Source organism: Streptomyces sp. NPDC001532 (assembly GCF_040298625.1).
Classification (GTDB): domain Bacteria; phylum Actinomycetota; class Actinomycetes; order Streptomycetales; family Streptomycetaceae; genus Streptomyces.
In genome coordinates this window covers 1-23,462 of sequence record NZ_JBEPAL010000055.1, presented here as the reverse complement: position 1 = coordinate 23,462, position 23,462 = coordinate 1, and the positions used below count along the sequence as shown (strand labels likewise).

Here is a 23,462-nt window from a genome sequence, read left to right as displayed (position 1 = left end):
GCCGCCCCGACCATGATCATGTCCGTCTTCCGGCCGCCATGGCCATGTCGGATTCCTGCCGGACCGGGCACCGCCCCGGCTGGTTGAGTGAGCCGTATGACCCACCACACCACGCTCCGCGACCGAGCCCTGGCCTTCCGCTCCCTGCACGTCCCCGGCCGGCCGCTGGTCCTGCCGAACGCCTGGGACCTCCCCAGCGCCCGACTGGTCGAGGAGGCCGGTGCCGCCGCCGTGGCCACCACCAGCGCCGGCCTCGCCTGGGAGCTGGGCGCGCCCGACGGCGACCGGCTCGACCGCGACCGGGCCCTCGCCGCCGTCGCAGGGATCGCCGGAGCGGTCGGCGTGCCGGTGAGCGCGGACGTCGAGAGCGGCTACGCGGCGGACCCGGCGGGTGTCGCCGACACCGTCCGCGCGGTGCTCGCGGCGGGGGCCGTCGGGATCAACATCGAGGACGCGCTGTACGAGCCGGGCGAAGAACCGCTGCGGCCGGTCGCCGAGCAGGCCGAGCGGATCGCCGCCGCCCGCGCCGCGGCCGACGAGGCGGGGGTGCCGCTGTTCCTCAACGCGCGCGTGGACACCTTTCTGCGAGGTGCCGGGGGAGTGGACGCCACCCTGGAGCGGGCCGCCGTGTTCCGGGCCGCGGGCGCCGACGGGATCTTCGTCCCCGGGGCCGTCGACCCGGGGACGGTGAAACTGCTCGTCGACGGCGTCGACGGACCGCTGAACGTGATGGCGGGCCCCGGCGCGCCGACCGTCGCCGAGCTGGCCGCGCTCGGCGTCGCACGGGTCAGCGTGGGTGCCGGCCTCGCCCAGGCCGCGCACGCCCTGGTCCGCCGCGCCGCGCGGGAGCTGCTGGACGCGGGGACGTACGACGCGCTGGCCGAGGGAGTGGACTATGGCGAGCTGAACGAGCTGCTGGGGCGGTAGGCCCCGTCGTTCGGATCAGGCCCCGTCGTTACGATCGGCCGTCGTCGTTCGGATCAGCCGTCGTCGTTCGGATCGGCCCGGCCGTGGCCAGGGGGCGGGCGCGGGTCAGCAGGCGTCCCGCATCAGCACCGCCAGATCGTGGTCCAGGTCGAGATGCGCGTGCTCCAGGCCCTCGGGGACCAGGTGGCGGGTGGCCTCCAGGAACCGGCGCACCTCGCCCGAGCGGACGTGCACGACGGCGGTGCCCTCGGGGGCGTGGAACTCCAGGACGGTGCGGTCGTAGCCGTACGGCCGCACCCGGACGTCCCCGTGGCCCTCGGGGGCCTCCAGGCCGGCGGCGAGGAGTTCGCGGGAGAAGGTCCAGCAGACCTCCACACCCTCCAGCGTGGCCTGGGCAGGGAAGGTCATCCGGACCGCGAACGGATCGCGCCGGTCGTAGTACAGCGTGGCCGGGATGCTCGGCATCCGCGGCGCGGCGGCGACGAGGCGGGCCTCGACGGGCTGCTCGATGACGGTGGACAACGCCTTGCTCCCTTGTGACGGCGGCCGGACGGACTTCCGGGACGAGGCCGGGCACTGGGAGAGACGTCGGAATCGGCGGGTCCGTGCACCCCCGTGCCGAGTGACCTCCGTCACCGTGTTCCATCACGGCCGTGATTCAGTCATGCGAATGTGCCGCAAGACGGCTCATGTGGTGCGTTACGTTCCGCGCTTGCCGGTGCGCACGGCCTCTGGACGGCCCTCGGGAGGTCCGCTGGCTTCGCCCGCCATGAGGCGCTTGGGGAGCACGCGAGGGACGGCACCGGCGGCACAGGAGGCAGGGGCGGGACGGCAGCGACGGCAGCGACGGCCTGGACGGCCGGGTCGGGCCGGGCGGGCGCTGCGGGTGATCGCCGCCGCGGCGGCGCTGGCCGCGCTGACGGCCCTCCCCGCGCGGGCGCACGACACGGCGCCCCGGACCCCGCACTGGGAGCTGAAGGACACCGGCACCACCGACGTGCGCTTCCGCGGGCTCGCCGCCGTCGGCCGGGACGTCGCCTGGGTCTCCGGCACCGGCGGCACCGTCCTGCGCACCACCGACGGCGGGGCGAGCTGACGGAACGTCTCGCCGCCGGGTGCGGACGAGCTCCAGTTCCGGGACATCGAGGCCTTCGACGCCCGCCGCGCGGTGGTGCTGGCCATCGGCGAGGGCGAGGCGTCCCGGGTGTACCGCACCGACGACGGCGGCGCGAGCTGGACGGAGACCTTCCGCAACACCGACGCCCGCGCCTTCTACGACTGCATGGCCTTCTTCGACCACCGCCACGGCCTGGCCATGAGCGACCCCGTGGACGGCAGGTTCCGCATCCTGTCCACCGGCGACGGCGGCCGCTCCTGGACCGTGCTGCCCGACTCGGGCATGCCACCGGCCCTGGACGGCGAGGCCGGGTTCGCGGCGAGCGGGCAGTGCCTGGTCACCGCCGGGCCCCGTGACGTCTGGCTGGCCACCGGCGGGGCCGCACGCGCGCGGGTGCTGCACTCCGCCGACCGCGGGCACACCTGGACGACCGCCGACACCCCGATCCCGGCCGGCGACCCGGCCCGCGGCGTCTTCGCGCTCGCCTTCCGCGACCGCGCCCACGGCCTCGCGGTCGGCGGTGACTACCGGCCCGACCGGATCTCGCCCCACGCCGGCGCCCGCACCACCGACGGCGGCCGCGACTGGCTGCCCGCCGCCACGCCCCCGCCCGCCTACCGCTCCGGAGTCGTCTGGCTCCCCGGCCGCCGCGCCGCCGCCCTGGCCGTCGGTCCCACGGGCACCGACCTCACCATCGACGGCGGCCGCAGCTGGCGCACGGTCGACACGGGCTCGTACGACACCGTGGACTGCGCGCCCGGCCGCGGCTGCTGGGCCGCCGGGGAGAAGGGCCGGGTGGCCCGCCTGGCGCACTGATCGCGCGCGGCACGTGGTGTACCCCACGATGTGGGTACTCGCTCACGCACCGTGAGACGGAAGGAGCGGACATGCCACGCGGTTCGAGCCCCAAGCGGGAGCGCCAGTACGAGCACATCAAGGAGAGCGCGGAGGAGCGGGGCGAGAGCACCGGACGCGCCAAGGAGATCGCGGCGCGCACCGTGAACAAGGAACGCGCCCGCTCCGGCGAGTCCAAGACCGCCAGCCGCACCTCCACCGAGGACATGTCGTCCGGCAAGCGAGGCGGGCAGCGGTCGGGAAAGGGCTCCCAGGGGCCTACGTACGACCAGCTGTACCAGGAGGCCAAGAAGCGCAACATCCATGGCCGTTCGGACATGAACAAGCAGCAGTTGCAGCGCGCGCTCGGCAAGTGAGAGGTACCGCGTACGCTCGTTGCCACGATGACGACGACCGTACGCATTCCGGCGGGCTGGCCCGCGACCGAGGAAGAGGCCCGTGCCGTCCAGGACGAGCTGCGGGCACGAGTGGTGCTGGACGAACCCGGGCCGCCGCCCGGCACGGGACACGTCACGGGCGTCGACGTCGCCTACGACGACGCGCGTGACGTGGTCGCGGCGGCGGCCGTCGTCCTGGACGCGCAGACCCTTGAGACGGTCGCGCAGGCCACGGCGGTGGGCCGGATCTCGTTCCCGTACGTGCCGGGCCTGCTCGCCTTCCGCGAGATACCCACCGTCCTGGCCGCCCTCGACGCCCTGCCGTGCCCGCCCGGCCTGGTCGTCTGCGACGGCTACGGCCTCGCCCACCCCCGCCGCTTCGGCCTCGCCAGCCACCTCGGCGTCCTCACCGGCCTGCCCACCATCGGCGTCGCCAAGAACCCCTTCACCTTCACCTACGACGAACCGGCCGCCCCGCGCGGCTCGTCGGCCCCGCTCCGCGCGGACACCGGGGAGGAGGTCGGCCGCGCCCTGCGCACCCGCGCCTCCGTCAAACCGGTCTTCGTCTCCGTGGGCCACCGGGTGACCCTCCCCGACGCCTGCGCCCACACCCTCGCCCTCACCCCCGAATTCCGCCTCCCGGAAACCACCCGCAGAGCGGACGCCCTGTGCCGCCGGGCCCTGCGAGAGGCGACGGAGGAGCCGGCGGCGAGCCTCGGACCGACGGGTACCTGAGTACGGCGACTGAGTACCCGTACGGATGTTCCCGGGGCGTCGGGGTCGGCAAGGTGGGGGCATGACCTCGCATCGTGCTCCCAAGCCCCTCGCCGACCCCGAGCGTCCCGTCGAGCGGGCGGTGAACGCCGCGCTGGTGCTGGCCGTGGTCGCGGGGCTCGGGTGGATCGTCGGGATGATCTACACCGTGGTGCAGTGGCCGCTGTAGGGCGGCCGGTTCAGCGGCGGGCGGCCACCCGGAAGGTGATGCCCGCCGCGCGCAGGCGCTCGGTGAGCGCGTCGCCCATCGCGACCGCCGTGGTGACCTGTCCGGCCGTCGCGGGCAGGTCGTCGAAGGCGAGGGAGAGCGCCGCCTCGGCGAACATCTTGGCCGTCTCGTCGTAGCCGGGATCGCCGCCCGCGACCTCCGTGTACACCCGGCGGCCGCCGCCCTCGCCGACGAACCGCAGCGAGAACCAGCTCCGCGCCCGCTTCTGCGCGCTCGGCCCGTCGCCGGGCTTGAGCCGGCCGGACAGCCAGCGCCGCGCGGGCGGCACCTGGGCCGCCACGGCGAGCGCGGAGACGGCGGCGACCCCGCCCACGGCGAACGGCAGCCGGCGGACGGCGGCGTAGTGCCGGTAGCGGAAGTCGGGGCCGTAGCGCTCCAGCGCCCGCGCCGAGCGGCGCACGATCTGCGGGTCGATGGTGGGCAGCGGCAGCGCCCACGCGCCGACCTCGGGCGCGAACCGCGGACCGCCCACCGGGGCCGTGGCCCGGCGGGCAACCAGCCGGGGTTCGTGCCGGCGGCGGTCCCGCGCGGCGGCCGCCAGCTGCGGTCCGCGCGCGAACTGGTTCAGCGCGGAGGCGAACGTGCCGCCGGAGAACGCCGCGTCCACGGTCACGAACCCGTCCACCGTCAGCGGCACGCCCTCGGGCAGCTGCCGGACCGTGAAGTACACGCCGAGGTCGTGCGGCATGGAGTCGAAGCCGCAGGCGTGCACCAGCCGCGCCCCGGTCTCCCGCGCGCGGGCGTCGTGCCGGACGTACATCAGGTCCACGAACTCCGGCTCGCCGGTGAGGTCGAGGTAGTCGGCGCCGGTGTCCGCGCAGGCCGCGACCAGTTCCTCGCCGTAGGTCACGTACGGGCCCACCGTCGTGGCCACCACCCGCGCCTGTTCCGCGAGTCGCCGCAGCGAGGCGGGGTCGGCGACGTCGGCGCGCAGCACGCCGATGCCCGCGCCGCCGGGCAGCCGCTCGCGCAGCCGGTGCAGCTTCTCCTCGCCGCGGCCCGCGATCGCCCAGCGCAGCCCCTCGGGCGCGTGCGCGGCCAGGTACTCCGCGGTGAGCGTCCCGACGAAGCCGGTCGCCCCGAAGAGCACGATGTCGTACGGACGGTCCGCCTTGTTCAGCCTGCTCATGACACCTCTCGCTCGTCGTCGAGCCCTCGCAGCCCGCGCCGCTGTCGGTGGCTGAGGCTAGCGTGAAGGATGCGGAGCCCGACGACGAGCCCGGAGGTGGACGATGGCGGTGGCCGCGAGCGCCCTGAAGAAGTGGGAGAAAGTACGCGACTTCGCCCTGGGGCTGCCGGGTGCCGTCGAGGAGTTCCCGTGGGGCGAGTCCGTCGCGAAGGTCAACAAGAAGGTGTTCGTCTTCTTCGGCGTGGACGACGGCAGCCATCCGCTGGGCGTCACCGTCAAGCTCCGCGACGACACCGCCCACGCGCACGCGCTGACCTTTCCGGGCGCCGCGCCCGCTGGGTACGGCCTCGGCAGGTCCGGCTGGGTGAGCCTCCCGCTGGAGGAGAGGGGCGCCCCCTCGGCGGAGCTGCTGCGCGACTGGGTCGAGGAGAGCTACCGCGCGATCGCCCCGAAGCGCCTGATAGCGGACCTGGACGCGCGCTGACGGCGGACCCGGACGCGCGCTGAGCCCGCGCCGCCGCGGTGCCGCGTGCCCATAATGGGCTAAGCGCTTGCTCTTTCAGGTCTTGTGTCGACTGAAACGTGTTCTTACCATCACCGGTGTTACATCAGTTGTGTCACAGTGAGGGGGCTGGATGGCCACGGCCAGGACGTCAGCGCACGGACCGCTCTCCGGCGTCCGCGTGGTCGAGCTGGCCGGCATCGGCCCCGGACCCTTCGCCGCCATGTTCCTCGCCGATCTCGGCGCCGACGTGGTCCGCGTCGACCGCCCCGGCGGCCCCGCCCTCGGCATCGACCCGGCCTTCGACATCACCAACCGCAACAAGCGCTCCGTGATCGTCGACCTCAAGGCCCCCGACGGCCCCGGCCTGGTGCTCGACCTCGCCGCCCGCGCCGACGTCCTCATCGAGGGCTACCGCCCCGGTGTCGCCGAACGGCTCGGCGTCGGCCCGGACCCCTGCCACGCCCGCAACCCGCGGCTCGTCTACGCGCGGATGACCGGCTGGGGCCAGCAGGGCCCGCTCGCCGACCGCGCCGGCCACGACATCGGGTACATCGCGCTCACCGGCACCCTCGGCATCATCGGCGCCCCCGGCGAGCCCCCGGCCGTCCCCGCCAACCTGCTCGGCGACTACGCGGGCGGCTCCCTCTACCTGGTCGTCGGCGTCCTCGCCGCCCTCCACCACGCCCGCGCCACCGGCACCGGCCAGGTCGTCGACGCCGCCATCGTCGACGGCGCCGCCCACCTCTCCACGATGATCCACGGCATGCTCGCCGCCGGCAGCTGGCAGGACCACCGCGGCGCCAACCTCCTCGACGGCGGCTGCCCCTTCTACGGCACCTACGAGACGGCCGACGGCCGGTACATGGCCGTCGGCGCCCTGGAGCCGCAGTTCTACGACCGGTTCACCGAACTGCTCGGCCTCGACGACCAGGCCCCGCCCCGCCACGACATCACCCGCTGGGACGAACTGCGCGACCTCGTCGCGGCCCGCTTCAAGTCCCGCACCAGGGACGAGTGGACGGCCGTCTTCGAGGGCTCCGACGCCTGCGTGGCGCCCGTGCTGTCGCTGCGCGAGGCCCCGCACCACCCGCACCTCGCCGCCCGCGGCACCTTCACCGACCACGGCGGCATCCCCCAGCCCGCCCCCGCGCCCCGCTTCTCCGCGACCCCCACCGCCGTCCGCACCGGCCCGGCCCGGCCCGGCGCCGACACCGAAACCGTGGCCCGCGAGTGGGACGTGCCCCGACTCGGCTCGCCGGCGGCGGCCGCCGAGCCCCGGAACCCGCAGTGACCACACACCCTCAGTGAAAGGCCTCCTCGTGACCACCGAAGCGTACGTGTACGACGCGATCCGCACCCCGCGCGGACGCGGCAAGGCGAACGGCGCCCTGCACGGCACGAAGCCCATCGACCTGGTCGTCGGACTCATCCACGAGATCCGCGCCCGGTTCCCCGGCCTCGACCCGGCCGCCGTCGACGACATCGTCCTCGGCGTGGTCGGCCCGGTCGGCGACCAGGGCTCCGACATCGCCCGGATCGCCGCCATTGCCGCGGGCCTGCCCGACACGGTCGCCGGAGTGCAGGAGAACCGCTTCTGTGCCTCGGGCCTGGAGGCCGTCAACCTGGCCGCCGCCAAGGTCCGTTCGGGCTGGGAGGACCTGGTCCTCGCCGGCGGTGTCGAGTCGATGTCCCGGGTGCCGATGGCCTCCGACGGCGGCGCCTGGTTCAACGACCCGATGACGAACCTCGCGGTGAACTTCGTGCCGCAGGGCATCGGCGCCGACCTGATCGCCACCATCGAGGGCTTCTCCCGCCGGGACGTCGACGAGTACGCGGCCCTGTCCCAGGAGCGGGCGGCCGCCGCCTGGAAGGACGGCCGCTTCGAGCGGTCCGTCGTCCCCGTGAAGGACCGCAGCGGCCTGGTCGTCCTCGACCACGACGAGCACCTGCGCCCCGGCACCACCGCCGACTCGCTCGCCAAGCTGAAGCCGTCCTTCGCGGACATCGGCGACCTGGGCGGCTTCGACGCCGTCGCGCTCCAGAAGTACCACTGGGTGGAGAAGATCGACCACGTCCACCACGCGGGCAACTCCTCCGGCATCGTGGACGGCGCCGCCCTCGTCGCCATCGGCTCCAAGGAGGTCGGCGAGCGCTACGGCCTCACCCCGCGCGCGCGGATCGTCTCCGCCGCCGTCTCCGGCTCCGAGCCCACCATCATGCTCACCGGTCCCGCCCCCGCCACCCGCAAGGCGCTCGCCAAGGCCGGCCTGACCATCGACGACATCGACCTCGTCGAGATCAACGAGGCGTTCGCGGCGGTCGTGCTGCGCTTCGTGAAGGACATGGGCCTGTCCCTGGACAAGGTCAACGTCAACGGCGGCGCCATTGCGCTCGGCCACCCGCTGGGCGCCACCGGCGCGATGATCCTCGGCACCCTCGTCGACGAACTGGAGCGCCAGGACAAGCGGTACGGCCTCGCCACCCTCTGCGTCGGCGGCGGCATGGGCGTCGCCACCGTCGTCGAGCGCATCTGAATCCCCGGCGGAACCCACAGACTTCTACGGAGACATCTGTCATGACCGAGAGCACCACGATCCGCTGGGAACAGGACGACACCGGTGTCGTCACCCTCGTCCTCGACGACCCCGACCAGTCCGCGAACACCATGAACAAGGCCTTCCGGGCCTCGCTCGCCGCGGTCACCGACCGCCTGGAGGCCGAGAAGGACTCCATCCGCGGCATCGTCCTCACCTCCGCCAAGAAGACCTTCTTCGCCGGCGGCGACCTGCGCGACCTGATCCGCGTCACCCCCGAGACGGCCCAGGAGCTGTTCGACGGCGGCATGGCGATCAAGCGCGACCTGCGCCGCATCGAGACGCTGGGCAAGCCGGTCGTCGCCGCGATCAACGGCGCCGCCCTGGGCGGCGGCTTCGAGATCGCCCTCGCCTGCCACCACCGGATCGCCCTCGACGCGCCCGGCTCCAAGCTCGGCTGCCCCGAGGTGACCCTCGGCCTGCTCCCCGGCGGCGGCGGTGTCGTCCGCACGGTCCGTCTGCTCGGCATCGCCGACGCCCTGCTGAAGGTGCTGCTCCAGGGCACCCAGTACACCCCGCGGCGCGCCCTGGAGAACGGCCTGGTGCACGAGGTGGCCGAGACCCGCGAGGAGCTGCTCGCCAAGGCCCGCGCCTTCATCGACGCCCACCCCGAGTCGCAGCAGCCCTGGGACCGGCCCGGCTACCGCATCCCCGGCGGCACCCCCGCCAACCCCAAGTTCGCGGCCAACCTGCCCGCCTTCCCGGCCAACCTGCGCAAGCAGACCGGCGGCGCGCCCTACCCGGCCCCGCGCAACATCCTCGCGGCGGCCGTCGAGGGCTCCCAGGTCGACTTCGAGACCGCCCAGGTCATCGAGGCCCGCTACTTCGTGGAGCTGGCCGCCGGCCAGACCTCGAAGAACATGATCCAGGCGTTCTTCTTCGACCTCCAGGCCGTCAACTCCGGCGCCAACCGCCCGCGGGGCGTCGAGCCGCGCCAGGTCCGCAAGGTCGCCGTGCTCGGCGCCGGGATGATGGGCGCGGGCATCGCCTACTCGTGCGCCCGCGCGGGCATCGACGTCGTCCTGAAGGACGTCTCCCTGGAGGCCGCCCTCAAGGGCAAGGGCTACTCCGAGAAGCTGTGCGCCAAGGCCGTCTCCCGCGGCCGTACGACGCAGGAGAAGGCGGACGCGCTGCTCGCCCGCATCACGCCCACCGCCGAGGCGCAGGACCTGGCCGGCTGCGACGCGGTCATCGAGGCCGTCTTCGAGGACACCGCCCTCAAGCACAAGGTGTTCCAGGAGATCCAGCACGTCGTCGAGCCGGACGCGCTGCTGTGCTCCAACACCTCCACCCTGCCGATCACCGCGCTCGCCGAGGGCGTCGAGCGCCAGGCCGACTTCATCGGGCTGCACTTCTTCTCCCCGGTGGACAAGATGCCGCTCGTCGAGATCATCAAGGGCGAGCGCACCGGCGACGAGGCGCTGGCCCGCGCCTTCGACCTGGTCCGGCAGATCAAGAAGACGCCGATCGTGGTCAACGACTCGCGCGGCTTCTTCACCTCCCGCGTGATCGGCCACTTCATCAACGAGGGCGTGGCGATGGTCGGCGAGGGCATCGAGCCCGCGTCGGTGGAGCAGGCCGCCGCCCAGGCCGGCTACCCGGCCAAGGTGCTGTCGCTGATGGACGAGCTGACGCTGACCCTGCCGCGCAAGATCCGCAACGAGACCCGGCGGGCCGTGGAGGAGGCGGGTGGCACCTGGACCGCGCACCCCGCCGAGGCGGTCATCGACCGCATGGTCGACGAGTTCGACCGCCCGGGCCGCAGCGGTGGCGCCGGGTTCTACGACTACGACGAGAACGGCAGGCGCGCCGGTCTGTGGCCGGGGCTGCGCGAGCACTTCACCGAGCCGGGCCGCACGATCCCGTTCGAGGACATGCAGGAGCGCATGCTCTTCGCGGAGGCGCTGGACACCGTCCGGCTCCTCGAGGAGGGCGTCCTGACCTCCGTCGCCGACGCCAACATCGGCTCGATCTTCGGCATCGGCTTCCCCGGCTGGACCGGCGGCGTGCTCCAGTACATCAACGGCTACGACGGCCACGCCGGGGCAGGTGTCGGGCTGCCCGGCTTCGTGGCCCGCGCGCGGGAGCTCGCCGAGCGCTACGGCGAGCGGTTCACGCCCCCGGCGCTGCTGGTGGAGAAGGCCGGGCGCTCAGAGCGGTTCAGCGACTCAGACCGCGTCTGACCGGGAGATCGACTCGCCCAGCTCCTCCCGGAGCGAGCGCTGGAAGGTCGTCAGCAGCGCCTGGACGACCAGCGGGTGCATGTGCGCCGACAGGGACCGCGCGTCCCGGGCGTCACGCTCCGACAGCTCGCCCCGGAAGAGCTGGGACAGCTCGTGGGCGGCGGCGCGCGAGTGCTCGATGAGCACCTTGCGCGCCGCCAGGATCGCCTCCTGGGACACCGGCGCGTCCAGCAGCCGGACACCGAGCCGCAGCAGGCCCAGATCGACGCGGTACCCGTCGGGGTCCGGCCGCACCACATCCATGGCGACCAGCCGGTCCAGCTCCTCGTCGGCCAGCGCCCGGCCCGCCCGCCGCTCCAGCTCCGCCCGCTCCACCGTCTCCACGGTGTCCGGCGCCCAGGAGGCCACCACCGCGCGGTGGACGGCCAGATCGTGCGCGCTCAGGTCCGGCGGGAGCTGCCGCAGGTACCGCTCGATCGCGGCCAGGGTCATCCCCTGGTGCTGGAGCTCCTCGATGAGCGCCAGCCGGTCCAGATGCCGCCTGCCGTAGTGCCCCACCCGCCGCGGGCCGATCACCGGCGGCGGCAGCAGCCCCCGGGTGCTGTAGAACCGGACCGTCCGCACCGTGACACCGGCCCGCGCGGCCAGCTCGTCGACGGTGAGGGTCGGGTCCTCGGCGTGGCTTGTCATGTGCAGCAGTATCGCTGTCTCACCAGTCGTGTGAAACCCGTGATCGACCGTGATCGTCCGTGATCATCTTGTGAGAAGTCACGCTCTGTGACGTGAACCACCGCATACCGCTCCGGCCTCGTGGGAAGGTGCTGCCTCGGTCTGTGCCGCGACACCCAGGGTGGTGCGGGCCGAGTCAGGTACGCACACCCGGGCGGCACACCGGCCGGGCGCACCAGGAAGTGGAACCACCCGTGAGCAAGGACGTTGTGGACACGGCACGGATCGCCGCACCCCCGAAGGCGGACCAGGCGCCCGCGGACGCGGGCGACGCCGGTTACAGCAAGGACCTCAAGGCCCGCCACGTCAACATGATCGCCATCGGCGGCGCGATCGGCACCGGACTCTTCCTCGGCGCCGGCGGCCGCCTGCACAACGCGGGCCCCGCGCTCGCGCTGGCCTACCTCGTCTGCGGCGTCTTCGCCTTCTTCGTGGTCCGGGCCCTCGGCGAGCTGGTCCTCTACCGGCCCTCGTCGGGCTCCTTCGTGTCGTACGCGCGCGAGTTCCTCGGCGAGAAGGGCGCGTACGTCGCCGGCTGGATGTATTTCCTGAACTGGTCGACGACCGGTATCGCCGACATCACCGCCATCGCGCTCTACACGCACTACTGGAGCCTGTTCACCGACATCCCGCAGTGGGTGCTCGCGCTGGCCGCGCTGGCCGTGGTGCTCGCGGTGAACCTGATCTCGGTGAAGATCTTCGGCGAGATGGAGTTCTGGTTCGCGATCATCAAGGTTGCCACCCTCGTCGGCTTCATGCTGATCGGCATCTTCCTGCTGGCCACCCAGCACGAGGTCGGCGGCCGGACCCCCGGCATCAGCGTGATCACCGACAACGGCGGGATCCTGCCGCACGGCCTGATGCCGGTGGTCCTGGTGATGCAGGGCGTGATCTTCGCGTACGCCGCGCTGGAGCTGGTCGGTGTCGCCGCCGGCGAGACCGCCGAGCCGGAGAAGGTCGTCCCGCGCGCGGTGAACTCGATCATGTGGCGGGTCGGCCTGTTCTACGTCGGCTCGGTCGTCCTGCTGGCCCTGCTGCTGCCCGGCTCGGTGTACTCCGCCGACCAGAGCCCCTTCGTCACCGTCCTGTCGAAGATCGGCGTCCCGGCCGCCGACGACGTGATGAACCTGGTGGTCCTCACCGCCGCGATGTCCTCGCTGAACTCCGGCCTGTACTCGACGGGGCGCATCCTGCGCTCCATGGCCATGGCGGGCTCCGCGCCGAAGTTCACCGCCCGGATGAACCGCAGCCAGGTGCCCTACGGCGGCATCCTGCTGACCTGCGCGGTGTGCGTCCTCGGCGTCGGCCTGAACTTCGTCGTGCCCAGCCAGGCCTTCGAGATCGTGCTGAACGTCGCCTCCCTCGGCATCATCAGCACCTGGGTGATCATCATGATCTGCCACCTGGTCTTCGTCCGCCGCGCGGAGGCGGGCCTGGTCCGGCGGCCGTCCTTCCGGCTGCCCGCCAGCCCGGTCACCGAGATCGCCACGATCGTTTTCCTCTTGGCCTGCCTCGGCATGATGGGGAACGACCCCGAGGTCGGCCGCAAGACCCTGCTGCTCATCCCGCTCATCGCCCTCGCGCTGATCGGCGGCTGGTTCGGCGTCCGCCGCCGGGTGTCCCAGGGCGCCGCGCAGGAGCCGGGCGGGCTCAGCGAGTAAACCGAGGGCCGCTGTCAGTGGCGGCGCCTACGGTGGCGTCATGTCGGAGATCGCGTATGTCCGGGGTGACGCCACCGCGCCGTCGGTGAAGGGCGTCAAGCTGATCGCCCATGTCTGCAACGACATCGGCGGCTGGGGCAAGGGCTTCGTCGTGGCCGTGTCACGGCGCTGGCCCGGGCCGGAGGCCGCCTACCGCGCCTGGCACCGCGACCGCGCGGCGAACGGCTTCGGCCTCGGCGCCGTCCAGTTCGTCCAGGTCGAGCCGTACATCTGGGTGGCCAACATGGTCGGCCAGCGCGGCATCCGCACGGGCAGCAAGGGCGTCCCCGTGCGGTACGAGGCGATCGACACCGCCCTCGGCCGGCTCGCGGAGAAGGCCCTCGAACTCGGCGCCTCCGTACACATGCCCCGCATAGGGTGCGGTCTGGCCGGCGGCAGGTGGTCCCGCGTGGAACCGCTGATCACCGAGCGCCTGGTGCGCCGCGGCGTCCCGGTGACGGTGTACGACCACGGCGAGGGCCGGAGCTGAACGAGCGGCCGGGTGGGGTGGCTGAAGCGAGCGGCGGGCCGGGATGGTTGAACCGAGCGGCCGGGCGGGGTGGCCGAACCCAGCGGCGGGTTGGGGCGGCCGAAGCGAGCGACCCGCAGGGGCGGTTGAACCGAGTGGCCGGGCAGGGTGGCCGAACCGAGCGGCGGGTCGGCGGAGCCGAACCCAGCGGCCGGCCGGAGGAACCGAACCTAGCGACCCGCCCGGGTGGCTGAACCGAGCGACCCGGGCGGGGTGGCCGAACCCTGCGGTCGGCCGGGCGGCGCCGCCGCGCCCCCGGCCGGCCGCAGGGCCGTCTAGTGGTCCGACCCGTGCTCGTGCACGTCGTTCGTCGCCGCGATCTTCTTCCACGACCGCGGCTGCGCGGGCGCCTTCGCGGTCCGTGCGATCGAGGCGTCCCGCGCCGCCGGAGCGGCCGGCTTCGACGGCTGGTACAGCCAGGTGTCGAAGAGCGCCGCCAGCGGCTTGCCGGAGACCTCCTCCGCGTACCGCTGGAAGTCGGCGACGGTCGCGTTGCCGTACGCGTGCCGCTGCGGCCAGCCCTTCAGCAGCGCGAAGAAGTCCTCGTCGCCGATCTCGTTGCGCAGCGCCTGGAGCGCCAGCGCGCCCCGGTCGTACACGGCGATGTGGAACTGGTTCTCCGGCCCGGGGTCACCCGGCTTCACCGTCCAGAACGGGTCGTCGGCCGCCCGGGAGGCGTACACGTAGTCGGCGATCTCCTGCGCCGTCCCCTCGCCCTCGTGCTCGGACCACAGCCACTGCGCGTACCGGGCGAAGCCCTCGTTGATCCAGATGTCCTTCCACCCGGCCACGGACACCGAGTCGCCGTACCACTGGTGGGCCAGCTCGTGCACCACGACCGAGGTGTTGGAGCCGCCCGCGAACTGCCGCGGGCTGTAGAACGGCCGGGTCTGCGTCTCCAGCGCGTACCCGGTGTTCGTGTTCGGCACGTACCCGCCGAGGGCGTTGAACGGATACGGCCCGAAGTAGCCGGTCAGCCAGTCGGCGATCTCACCGGTGCGCTCGATGCTCGCCCGCGCGGCGCCGTAGTGGCCGCCGAGGTCCTTGCTGTAGGCGTTGACGACCGGGATGCCGCTCTCGGTGGTGCCGGTCGTGACGTCGAACCGGCCGACGGCCAGCGTGGCGAGATAGGTCGCCTGCGGCTTGTCGGAGCGCCAGTTCCAGCGGGTCCAGCCGAGGCGTGAACTCGTCGACTGGAGCGTGCCGTTGGAGATGGCCTGGGTGCCGTCCGGCACCTGTACCGACACGTCGTAGGTGGCCTTGTCCAGCGGGTGGTCGTTGCTGGGGAACCACCACCAGGCGGCCTCGGGCTCGTTCGCCGCGACACCGCCGTCCGGGGTGCGGTGCCAGCTGGTGAAGCCGTACGCCTGCTCGGCCGACGGCACGCCGCTGTAGCGGACCACGACGGTGACGGCCGTGCCCTTGTCCAGCGCCTTCTTCGGGGTGATCTCCAGCTCGTGCTCGCCGGAGGCACGGAACGCCGCGACGCCGCCGTTGACCCGTACCTCGCTCACGTCGAGCAGGAAGTCCAGGTTGAACTTCGACAGGTCCCGGGTGGTGCGGGCGAGCAGCGTCGCCGTGCCCTCCAGGCGGTCGGTGGCCGGCTGGTACTTCAGCCGCAGGTCGTAGTGGGAGACGTCGTAGCCGCCGTTGCCGTACGCCGGGTAGTAGGGGTCGCCGATACCCGGAGCGCCGGGGGAGTGGCTCGCGGCCGATGCCGGGATCGCCAGCAGGAGGGAGGCCGCGGCCAGCGCGCCCGGCGCGGTGATTCTGCGGTGCACGTCAGCTCCAAGTCCTAGGGGTGGAAGAACTGTTCGGAGCCTATTCAGTCCCTGTGGCCCCGCAGGTGTCCACGGCCGCTCCTGTCACACGATCGCCATTCGGCCGTCACGATCGGCCCCGGACCAGGGGCGGATTCCGGCCACGGAGCCGCCCGGTGACCGTCATCCGCCCCCTTCTGCACGAGAGTTGACCCATGTACCGTCCGCGGCATGCCGATACGCACGCGCTTCACGATCTGGAGACCGCTCGCGACCGCGGCCACCGCCGCCCTGATGGCAGGCTTCCTCACCCCCGCCACGGCCCAGGCGGAACCCCGCGCCAGCCGGCCCGTCTACTCCTACGACGACGCCGTCCGCGAGGCCGTCTGGGTGGACACCGGCCTCGACGGCGACGGCGACGGGCGCACCGACCGCGTCGCCGTGGACATCGTCCGCCCGCGCGAGGCCGCCGCACAGGGCCGCCGGGTCCCCGTCATCATGGACGCCAGCCCGTACTACTCCTGCTGCGGGCGCGGCAACGAGAGCCAGCGCAAGACCTACGACGCGGACGGCCGCGTCGTGCAGATGCCGCTGTTCTACGACAACTACTTCGTCCCGCGCGGCTACGCCTTCGTCGGCGTCGACCTCGCCGGCACCAACCGCTCCGACGGCTGCGTGGACGTCGGCGGCCGCTCCGACATCCAGTCCGCCAAGGCCGTCGTCGACTGGCTGAACGGCCGCGCCAAGGCGTACACCACCCGCACCGGCACCGCCCGCGCCAAGGCGAACTGGACCAACGGCCGCACCGGCATGATCGGCAAGAGCTACGACGGCACCATCGCCAACGGCGTCGCCGCCACCGGCGTCGAGGGCCTGGAGACGATCGTCCCGATCGGCGCCATCTCCTCCTGGTACGACTACTACTTCGCGAAGGGCGCCCCGCTCTACGACTCCGGCCCCGACTGGCTGTCGAACTACGTCGAGAGCCCCGACGCCCGCGCCCGCTGCGCCGCCGTCCAGCAGCGCCTCGTCGACGGCGCCCCGCGCACCGGCGACCGGACGCCGCTGTGGACCGAGCGCGACTACGTCAAGGACGCCGCGAAGGTGGACGCCAGCGTGTTCGTCATCCACGGCATGCAGGACCTCAACGTCCGCGCCAAGCACTTCGGCCAGTGGTGGGACGCGCTCGCCCGCAACGGCGTCGAGCGCAAGATCTGGCTCTCCCAGACCGGCCACGTCGACCCCTTCGACTTCCGGCGCGCCACCTGGGTCGACACCCTGCACCGCTGGTTCGACCACGAACTCCTCGGCTACGACAACGGCATCGACGACGAGCCGATGGCCGACCTCGAACGCGCGCCCGACCAGTGGGTCACCTCCACGGTCTGGCCGCCCGCGGCCACCGCCACGACCACCCTCAAGCCCGCCGCCGGCGACCGGCCGGGCGTCGGCACCCTCGGTCTGCGCACCGGAACCGGCACCGAGACCTTCACCGACGACCCGCGGCTCGACGAGACCGACTGGGCCGCCCACGTCGACCAGCCGACCCCCGGCAAGGCCGGCTTCAGCACCGGCCCGCTCACCCGAGACCTGCGCCTGTCCGGCTCCTCCAAGGTCACCGTGACCGCGACACCCAGCACGTCCTCCGCCCACCTCAGCGCCGTCCTGGTGGACCTCGGCCCCGACACGATCCGCGACTACGCCGCCGCCGGCGAGGGCATCACCACCCTCACCGACCGCAGCTGCTGGGGCGCGAGCACCACCGGCGACAGCGCCTGCTTCAAGGAGACGGCGACCCGGACGGCCGACGTCGACTACACGATCGTCAGCCGCGGCTGGGCCGACCTCGGCAACCACGCCTCCGCCACCGGCACGCCGCTCACCCCGGGCAAGCGGTACACGATCACCCTCGACCTGGCCGCCACCGACCACGTCGTCCCGGCCGGACACCGCCTCGCGCTGATCGTCGCGGGCACCGACAAGGACCTCATCGACCCGCCGGACACCACCCCGACGCTCACCCTCGACCTGGCCCGCAGCTCCGCGCGCGTCCCGGTCGTCGGCGGCCCGGCCGCCTTCGCCCGCGCCACCGCCGGCACGGCCACCGCCGCACCCGCCGCCACACCGCTCGACGGCGTACGCGAACCGGGAACGGCGCAGCGCCTTCCGTGATCGCCTAGGCGGAGGGGGCACCGGCCAGCCCGGCGGCCTCCTCCGCACAGCCCCAGGCCACGGTGACGCCCGCGCCGCCGTGGCCGTAGTTGTGCACCAGCGCCCGGCCGTCCGGCAGCGTCCGCCGCTCCAGCCGCACCGCGTCCCGCGCGGGCCGCAGCCCCACCCGGTGCGCCAGCACCCGCGCCTCGGCGATCTCCGGCCGCAGCGCCGCGCACCGCCGTACGATCGCCGCCGCCACCGCCGGATCCGGCTCCGCCGCCCAGGCGTCCTCCTCGGCGGTCCCGCCGAGCACCAGGCGGCCGGGCTGCGGGAAGAAGTAGGCCAGGTCACCCGCGGCGTCCTTGGTGACCAGCCAGGTGCGGATCCCGGGGTTCTCCACCACGACCAACTGCCCGCGCACGGGCCGGACCGACGGATCCGGGACCAGCGACCGGGCGCCCAGGCCCGTGCAGTTGACGACGACCCCCGCGTCGGCCTCCGCCAGCGAGGCCACCGCACGCTCCTCCACCGTCCCGCCGGCCGCTTCCAACCGCCCGCGCAGATACGGCAGATACGCCGCCATGTCGACCAGCGGCAGCCGCGCCCACAGCCCGGACCCGGCGTACTCCGCGGGTGTGGCCGGACGCAGTCCGGGCAGCCGGGCCGCCGCCCAGCCGCCGACCTCGTCCAGGTCCGTCTCGCCCAATACCCCTTCGACCATCCGTACGCCCGTCGCCTCCGGCCGCCCGGCCAGCTCCTCGTACACCGACAGCGAGCGCAGCGCCCACGCCCGCGCCGACGCGACCGGCCGGATCCGGTACGGCCACCACAGCGCGCCGGCAACCGCCGAGGTGGTCCGCTCGACGGGCTCCCGCGTCCACACCCGGACCCGGCGGCCACGCTCGGCGAGCACCACGGCCGTCGTCAGCCCGATGACACCGCCGCCCACGACGACAACCTCGTCCCTCACGTCACTGTCCACGCCCGGACGGTAGCGGAATGTGTCATGCCGCGCTCAGGACGGTGTCGGACTGGGGATACTCACAGCATGTCTGCCGCGTATGCGACCTTTGGCCTGGCACCGGCGATGCGCGCCGGAGGCGTCCTCGCGGACGGCGCGTACCAGGTGCACCGGGATTTCGTGGACTTCGTCGTCGACGGACGCCCGCTGCTCCACCAGCTCTCCACCCTGGACGCCGTCTCCCCGCTCGCCGCCGACGTGCCGCCCGCCATCTTCACCGCGCAGGTGCGCAGCCTCCTGCTGGAGGCCGACGCACCCCTGCCCGACGGGCGGTACATCGTCTACGGCTGCCCCGAATGCGCCGATCTCGCCTGCGGAGCCGTCACCGCGGCCATCGAACGGGACGGCGACGACTACGTCTGGCGGGACTTCGCCTGGCAGACGCGGGAGCTGGCCGACCTGGAGCTGGGCGGCTACCACGGCATAGGGCCGTTCCGGTTCCGCGGCGAGGAGTACCGCGCGGCGCTGTACGCGCTGCTCGACGGCACCGCGCCCGGCACCGACCGCCGCCGGGTGCTGCTCATCGGCGCCCGCGTCGCGCTGCTCGCCAAACTCGCCGCGGCCCTGCGCACCATCGGCATCGGCGCCGACATCGCCCACGACACCGACCACGTCCCCGCCGAGGAACTGCGCGGCTACGGCGCCGTCGTCTTCGGCCGCACGGTCGGCCCCGGCGAACGGGCCGCCGTCTGCCGCGCCTTCGAACGCGCCGGCGTCGACGTGCCCTACGTCGACGGCCTCGCCCCGATCGTCCCCCTCCTCGTCGCCCAGATAGAGCACGCCCTCGACCGCAGCCCCGCGGACCGGCGCCGCCTCACCCGGCTGATCGCCGCCGGCGGAGAGGCGGGCGTCGAGGTCACCACCCCGTGCCGGGTGGTGCTCACCGCCTACCGCGTCGACCGGCTCTACCGCACCCACGCCCGGGAACTCTTCGACGGCGTGCTCGAACCCGGCCGCCACCGCATCGCCCTGGACGCCAGAGCCGTCAAGGGCGAGGCCTTCGTCGTCGCCCGCACCACCGGAAGCGTGCTGGTGGAGGCCATGGCACGGTGAGCCGGACGGGCCGGGGCGCGGTGCGCCGCGGCGGCCCGCCCCGGGGGGAAACCGGGGCGACCGGGCCGCGGGGCGGCCGTTAGGATCGGCGGTCTGATGACTGCCACCCTCGTCGCCAAGAACCTCGCCGCCGGTCACGGCGACCGCTCCCTGTTCACCGGGCTCGACCTCGTCGTGGGCCCGGGGGACGTGATCGGCCTGGTCGGTGCCAACGGCGCCGGCAAGTCCACCCTGCTGCGCCTGCTCGCCGGGCTCGACACCCCCGAGCAGGGCGAGCTGCGGCTCTCCCCGCCCACCGCCTCCGTCGGCCATCTGCCGCAGGAGCCGGAGCGCCGGCCGGGGGAGACCGTGCGGGAGTTCCTGGCCCGCCGCACCGGCGTGGCCGCCGCCCAGCGGACCATGGACGAGGCGACCCAGGGACTGGTCGACGGCACCCCCGGCGCCGACGACGCCTACGCGGCGAGCCTGGAGCGCTGGCTCGGCCTCGGCGGCGCCGACCTCGACGAGCGCGCCGAGGAGGTCGCCGACTCCCTCGGCCTCGCCGTCGGCCTCGACCAGCCGATGACCTCGCTCTCCGGCGGCCAGGCCGCCCGCGCGGGCCTCGCCTCCCTGCTGCTGTCCCGCTACGACGTCTTCCTCCTCGACGAGCCCACCAACGACCTCGACCTCGACGGCCTGGAACGCCTGGAGCGCTTCGTCGGCGGCCTGCGCGCCGGCACCGTCGTCGTCAGCCACGACCGCGAGTTCCTCACCCGCACCGTCACCAAGGTCCTCGAACTCGACCTGGCCCAGCGGCAGATCAACCTCTACGGCGGCGGCTACCAGGCCTACCTGGAAGAGCGCGAGACGGCCCGCCGGCACGCCCGCGAGGACTACGAGGAGTACGCCGACAAGCGCGCCGCCCTCCAGGACCGGGCCCAGATGCAGCGCTCCTGGATGGACAAGGGCGTCAAGAATGCCCGGCGCAAGGCCGGCAACGACAACGACAAGATCGGCCGCAAGTTCCGCAGCGAGGCCAGCGAGAAGCAGGCCGCGAAGGCCCGCCAGACCCAGCGCATGATCGAGCGCCTGGACGTCGTCGAGGAGCCCCGCAAGGAGTGGGAGCTGCGCATGGAGATCGCCTCCGCGCCCCGCTCCGGCGCGGTCGTGGCCACCCTGCGCGACGCCGAGGTGCGGCGCGGCGGCTTCGTGCTCGGCCCGGTCTCGCTCCAGATCGACTGGGCCGACCGGGTCGCGGTCACCGGTGCCAACGGCGCGGGAAAGTCGACCCTGCTCGCCGCGCTGCTCGGCCGGGTTCCGGTGGACGCCGGGCACGCGGCGCTCGGCTCCGGCGTCCTGGTCGGCGAGGTCGACCAGGCGCGCAAGCTGTTCCACGGCCCGCAGAGCCTGCTGGACGCGTTCGGCGCGGCCGTCCCGGACACCGAGCCCGCCGAGGTGCGGACCCTGCTGGCCAAGTTCGGGCTGAAGGCGGACCATGTGCTGCGGCCCGCCGCCGGCCTGTCACCGGGCGAGCGCACCCGCGCCGCGCTCGCCCTCCTCCAGGGCCGCGGGGTCAACCTCCTCGTCCTGGACGAGCCGACGAACCACCTCGACCTGCCCGCCATCGAACAGCTGGAGTCGGCCCTCGACGCCTACACCGGCACCCTGCTGCTGGTCACCCACGACCGCCGCATGCTCGACGCGGTCCACGTCACCCGCCGCCTGGAGGTCGCGGACGGCAAGGTGACCGAGCGCTAGCAGGGGTGCCGGGGCGACACCTCAGCGCTTGCCGCGCAGCAGGGCGCAGACGAAGTCCTCCTGCACGGCGCGCAGTTCGCGCAGCAACTCGGGCTTGACCTGCCGGTTGATCTGCGTGGTCGCGGAGAAGGTCAAGGACCTGCTGCCGTCCGGCGTCGCCGCCATCAGCTGCGTGTAGCCGGGGAAGTTGCCGGTGTGGCCGAGCACCACACCGCACCGGGTGGTGTACCGGAAGACGGCGAGCCCCGCGTCGTTGCGCCCCGGCCCGGCGGGCTCGGAGGCGCCGGGGATCCAGCGGCGCTGCTCGCGGACCTCGTCCCGGCCGTACAGCGCGCCCGAGGCGTAGCCGCGGATGAAGCGGGTCAGATCGGCGGGCGTGGAGACGATGCCGCCGGACGCCCAGACGCCCGACGCGCTCAGGATCTCGCTGACGTCCTCCGGCGGCTCGCCCGGCGTCACGTCGTACCCGTGGAGGTACGGCTCGGGCAGCCGGTAGCCCTGCGGCAGGCTGGTGTTCCGCAGGCCCAGCGGCCGGTACACCAGCTCCTTCAGCAGCCGCTCGTACCGGGTGCCGGTGGCGGCCTCCGCCATCAGGGCGACGGCGATGTTGTCGGAGTTGGAGTACTGGTACCGGCTGCCGGGCCGGAAGCGCAGCGGCTCGTCGGCGATGAAGTCGAGCAGCCGGCGGGAGTCGAAGCGGTGCCGGGGGTCGGCGAGGAGGATCTCCAGGAACTCCGGGTCCTCCGAGTAGTCGGGCAGCCCGCTGGTGTGGTGGAGCAACTGGCGCAGCGTCACCGCGCCCCAGGCGCGCGGCAGCCGGGGCAGCCGCTCGCGCAGCGTGTCGTCGAGGCTCAGCTCGCCCCGGTCGACCAGGGACAGCGCGACCGCGCCGCTGAACGCCTTCGCGGTGCTGGCGATCCGCATGTGGTCGTCCACCTGGGGCTTGCGGTCGGTGCCCAGCTCCGCGACGCCGGCGCGGACCACCCGGGTGCGGTGTTCGTCGCGCAGCACCGCGATGATTCCGGGCGGACCGCCGGGCGCGCGGACCAGGGCCTCCAGCTGCCGCCGCAGCACGGCGTCGGAGTGCGGAGCGGGGGACGGCTCGGCGACGGCCGAGGCGGTGGGGGTCAGCAGGGCCGCGACCAGCGCGGCCACCCCAAGGCGGGCGCCAAGCCGCGCACGGCGGCGGGAAGGGGCGGAAAGGATCGGCATCGGCTCTCCGAACGGGGCGAAACCGGACAGTGTGCGTCCAGCTTCACCGCGCTCCGGTCCCGGCGGCCGCCCGTGCTGCTGCATCCGGCCCAACGACCGGGCCGAGCCCAACGACCGGGCCGAGCCCAATGACCGGGTCGAGTCCAACTGCCGGGCCGAGCCCCGCGGCGGGGCCGCGTCCCACGGCTCAGCCGAGCCGTCTCGCCAGCTCGGGATAGTCGGCCACGAAACCGTCCGCGTCGAGGACGATGTCGCTGCGGAACGTCCCGGAGGCGTACCGGACACGGCTGCCGGTGCCGGTGCCGGTGACGGTGCCGGCCGGGCCGAGAGGTGTGTACGTCTGCCGCGACGGCCGTACGGCCAGGTCCGGGACCGACACCCAGGCCATCAGGAACTCCCGCTCCACGGCGCCCGGCCGGTGCAGTCCGTGCCGCAGCACCGGCAGGGTGTTGGTCAGGGGACACAGACCCAGGTCGCAGTCGAGCGCGCCGTCGGCCTCCGGCAGCGGCCGCCCGTCGGCGGTCCAGCGGCCGTGGCCGTCGTGCCGCAGGTCGAGCGTCCGCACCCGGTCGGCGGTCTCCACGGTCACCGCCAGCCGCCGGGTCACGAAACCGTCGGCCGAGTCGAGCTCGTACGTCACCCAGTACGGCTCCGGCACCGTCCCGACCGCCCGGCCGCGCGCCCGCAGCCCGTCCCGGCCCACCTCGGCCCAGACGGTCTCGTACCCCCGGCTCGCTATGACGTCCCAGGTCAGTACCCGTTTCGTGGTCATGGCGCCACCCTAGGGTGTGCGCCGGGCCCGGGCCCCGCGGCCGTGCCGGGGTCCGGGCCCGGCCGGGTCAGCCGCGGCCGCCCTTCTTCGGGTCGAGCAGGCCCG

General features: G+C 73.5%; 20 protein-coding genes and 1 pseudogene. 14 read left to right on the top strand and 7 right to left on the bottom strand.

What is annotated here, in order from left to right; genetic code table 11:
- The first annotated feature begins 96 nt into the window (after positions 1 to 96).
- On the top strand, positions 97 to 927 hold the full coding sequence (locus ABT232_RS34015; protein WP_351847478.1) for an isocitrate lyase/PEP mutase family protein: 831 nt from the start codon (positions 97 to 99) through the stop codon (positions 925 to 927).
- A gap of 105 nt (positions 928 to 1,032) precedes the next feature.
- On the opposite strand, the gene ssgD is transcribed toward ABT232_RS34015, so the two are convergent.
- Positions 1,033 to 1,449 (bottom strand): spore wall synthesis regulator SsgD, encoded by a 417-nt coding sequence (gene ssgD / locus ABT232_RS34010; RefSeq protein WP_351847475.1) that lies wholly within the window; start codon positions 1,447 to 1,449, stop codon positions 1,033 to 1,035.
- A 247-nt stretch (positions 1,450 to 1,696) separates the two neighbouring features.
- On the opposite strand from ssgD, the pseudogene ABT232_RS34005 reads away from it, so the two are divergent.
- The 4 genes and pseudogenes from ABT232_RS34005 (at position 1,697) to mmpA (ending at position 4,219) form a co-directional block, all read left to right on the top strand.
- Positions 1,697 to 2,860: pseudogene (locus ABT232_RS34005) on the top strand (WD40/YVTN/BNR-like repeat-containing protein).
- 71 nt (positions 2,861 to 2,931) lie between these two features.
- A complete protein-coding gene (locus ABT232_RS34000) occupies positions 2,932 to 3,255 on the top strand; it encodes a plasmid stabilization protein (protein ID WP_351847472.1) in 324 nt (107 codons plus the stop codon).
- Positions 3,256 to 3,282: 27 nt separating this feature from the next.
- Complete coding sequence (locus ABT232_RS33995; RefSeq protein ID WP_351847470.1) at positions 3,283 to 4,011, top strand: endonuclease V; 729 nt, start codon at positions 3,283 to 3,285, stop codon at positions 4,009 to 4,011.
- Between the two features lie 61 nt (positions 4,012 to 4,072).
- Positions 4,073 to 4,219 carry a morphogenic membrane protein MmpA gene (mmpA, locus tag ABT232_RS33990; RefSeq protein WP_351847468.1) on the top strand — a complete coding sequence of 49 codons (147 nt, stop codon included), beginning with the start codon at positions 4,073 to 4,075 and terminating at the stop codon, positions 4,217 to 4,219.
- 10 nt (positions 4,220 to 4,229) lie between these two features.
- On the opposite strand, the gene ABT232_RS33985 is transcribed toward mmpA, so the two are convergent.
- On the bottom strand, positions 4,230 to 5,408 hold the full coding sequence (locus tag ABT232_RS33985; RefSeq protein WP_351847465.1) for a saccharopine dehydrogenase family protein: 1,179 nt from the start codon (positions 5,406 to 5,408) through the stop codon (positions 4,230 to 4,232).
- A gap of 103 nt (positions 5,409 to 5,511) precedes the next feature.
- Between ABT232_RS33985 and ABT232_RS33980 the strand changes: the two genes are divergently transcribed.
- The 4 genes from ABT232_RS33980 (at position 5,512) to ABT232_RS33965 (ending at position 10,690) form a co-directional block, all read left to right on the top strand.
- Positions 5,512 to 5,892, top strand: coding sequence for an MmcQ/YjbR family DNA-binding protein (locus ABT232_RS33980; RefSeq protein WP_351847463.1), 381 nt, complete (start codon positions 5,512 to 5,514; stop codon positions 5,890 to 5,892).
- A 151-nt stretch (positions 5,893 to 6,043) separates the two neighbouring features.
- Positions 6,044 to 7,204, top strand: a complete 1,161-nt coding sequence (locus ABT232_RS33975; protein ID WP_351847460.1) for a CaiB/BaiF CoA transferase family protein — start codon at positions 6,044 to 6,046, stop codon at positions 7,202 to 7,204.
- A gap of 28 nt (positions 7,205 to 7,232) precedes the next feature.
- Positions 7,233 to 8,447, top strand: a complete 1,215-nt coding sequence (locus tag ABT232_RS33970) for an acetyl-CoA C-acetyltransferase (protein WP_351847458.1) — start codon at positions 7,233 to 7,235, stop codon at positions 8,445 to 8,447.
- Positions 8,448 to 8,488: 41 nt separating this feature from the next.
- The gene (locus tag ABT232_RS33965) at positions 8,489 to 10,690 is read left to right on the top strand and encodes a 3-hydroxyacyl-CoA dehydrogenase NAD-binding domain-containing protein (RefSeq protein WP_351847455.1); all 2,202 of its coding nucleotides are present in this window, start codon (positions 8,489 to 8,491) and stop codon (positions 10,688 to 10,690) included.
- Here the strand turns inward: ABT232_RS33965 and ABT232_RS33960 are convergent.
- Positions 10,676 to 11,380, bottom strand: coding sequence for a MerR family transcriptional regulator (locus ABT232_RS33960; protein ID WP_351847452.1), 705 nt, complete (start codon positions 11,378 to 11,380; stop codon positions 10,676 to 10,678). The genes ABT232_RS33965 and ABT232_RS33960 overlap by 15 nt on opposite strands.
- A 233-nt stretch (positions 11,381 to 11,613) precedes the next feature.
- On the opposite strand from ABT232_RS33960, the gene ABT232_RS33955 reads away from it, so the two are divergent.
- Together ABT232_RS33955 and ABT232_RS33950 are read left to right on the top strand one after the other, a co-directional pair.
- Complete coding sequence (locus ABT232_RS33955) at positions 11,614 to 13,080, top strand: amino acid permease (RefSeq protein WP_351847450.1); 1,467 nt, start codon at positions 11,614 to 11,616, stop codon at positions 13,078 to 13,080.
- A 40-nt stretch (positions 13,081 to 13,120) separates the two neighbouring features.
- Positions 13,121 to 13,609 carry a macro domain-containing protein gene (locus tag ABT232_RS33950; protein WP_351847448.1) on the top strand — a complete coding sequence of 163 codons (489 nt, stop codon included), beginning with the start codon at positions 13,121 to 13,123 and terminating at the stop codon, positions 13,607 to 13,609.
- A gap of 314 nt (positions 13,610 to 13,923) precedes the next feature.
- Here the strand turns inward: ABT232_RS33950 and ABT232_RS33945 are convergent, their stop codons facing one another.
- A complete protein-coding gene (locus tag ABT232_RS33945; RefSeq protein WP_351847445.1) occupies positions 13,924 to 15,429 on the bottom strand; it encodes a M1 family metallopeptidase in 1,506 nt (501 codons plus the stop codon).
- Between the two features lie 210 nt (positions 15,430 to 15,639).
- On the opposite strand from ABT232_RS33945, the gene ABT232_RS33940 reads away from it, so the two are divergent.
- Entirely contained in the window at positions 15,640 to 17,580 is a 1,941-nt protein-coding gene (locus ABT232_RS33940; RefSeq protein WP_351847442.1) for a Xaa-Pro dipeptidyl-peptidase, read from the top strand.
- 4 nt (positions 17,581 to 17,584) lie between these two features.
- On the opposite strand, the gene ABT232_RS33935 is transcribed toward ABT232_RS33940, so the two are convergent.
- Positions 17,585 to 18,544, bottom strand: a complete 960-nt coding sequence (locus ABT232_RS33935; protein WP_351847440.1) for an FAD-dependent oxidoreductase — start codon at positions 18,542 to 18,544, stop codon at positions 17,585 to 17,587.
- Positions 18,545 to 18,610: 66 nt separating this feature from the next.
- On the opposite strand from ABT232_RS33935, the gene ABT232_RS33930 reads away from it, so the two are divergent.
- Complete coding sequence (locus tag ABT232_RS33930) at positions 18,611 to 19,636, top strand: oxidoreductase (RefSeq protein WP_351847438.1); 1,026 nt, start codon at positions 18,611 to 18,613, stop codon at positions 19,634 to 19,636.
- A gap of 96 nt (positions 19,637 to 19,732) precedes the next feature.
- Entirely contained in the window at positions 19,733 to 21,373 is a 1,641-nt protein-coding gene (locus ABT232_RS33925) for an ABC-F family ATP-binding cassette domain-containing protein (protein WP_351847436.1), read from the top strand.
- Between the two features lie 21 nt (positions 21,374 to 21,394).
- Here ABT232_RS33925 and ABT232_RS33920 read toward each other — a convergent pair whose 3' ends face one another.
- Together ABT232_RS33920 and ABT232_RS33915 are read right to left on the bottom strand one after the other, a co-directional pair.
- Positions 21,395 to 22,585 carry a serine hydrolase domain-containing protein gene (locus ABT232_RS33920; RefSeq protein WP_351847434.1) on the bottom strand — a complete coding sequence of 397 codons (1,191 nt, stop codon included), beginning with the start codon at positions 22,583 to 22,585 and terminating at the stop codon, positions 21,395 to 21,397.
- A 187-nt stretch (positions 22,586 to 22,772) separates the two neighbouring features.
- A complete protein-coding gene (locus ABT232_RS33915) occupies positions 22,773 to 23,357 on the bottom strand; it encodes a putative glycolipid-binding domain-containing protein (protein ID WP_351847430.1) in 585 nt (194 codons plus the stop codon).
- Positions 23,358 to 23,462 lie beyond the last annotated feature (105 nt).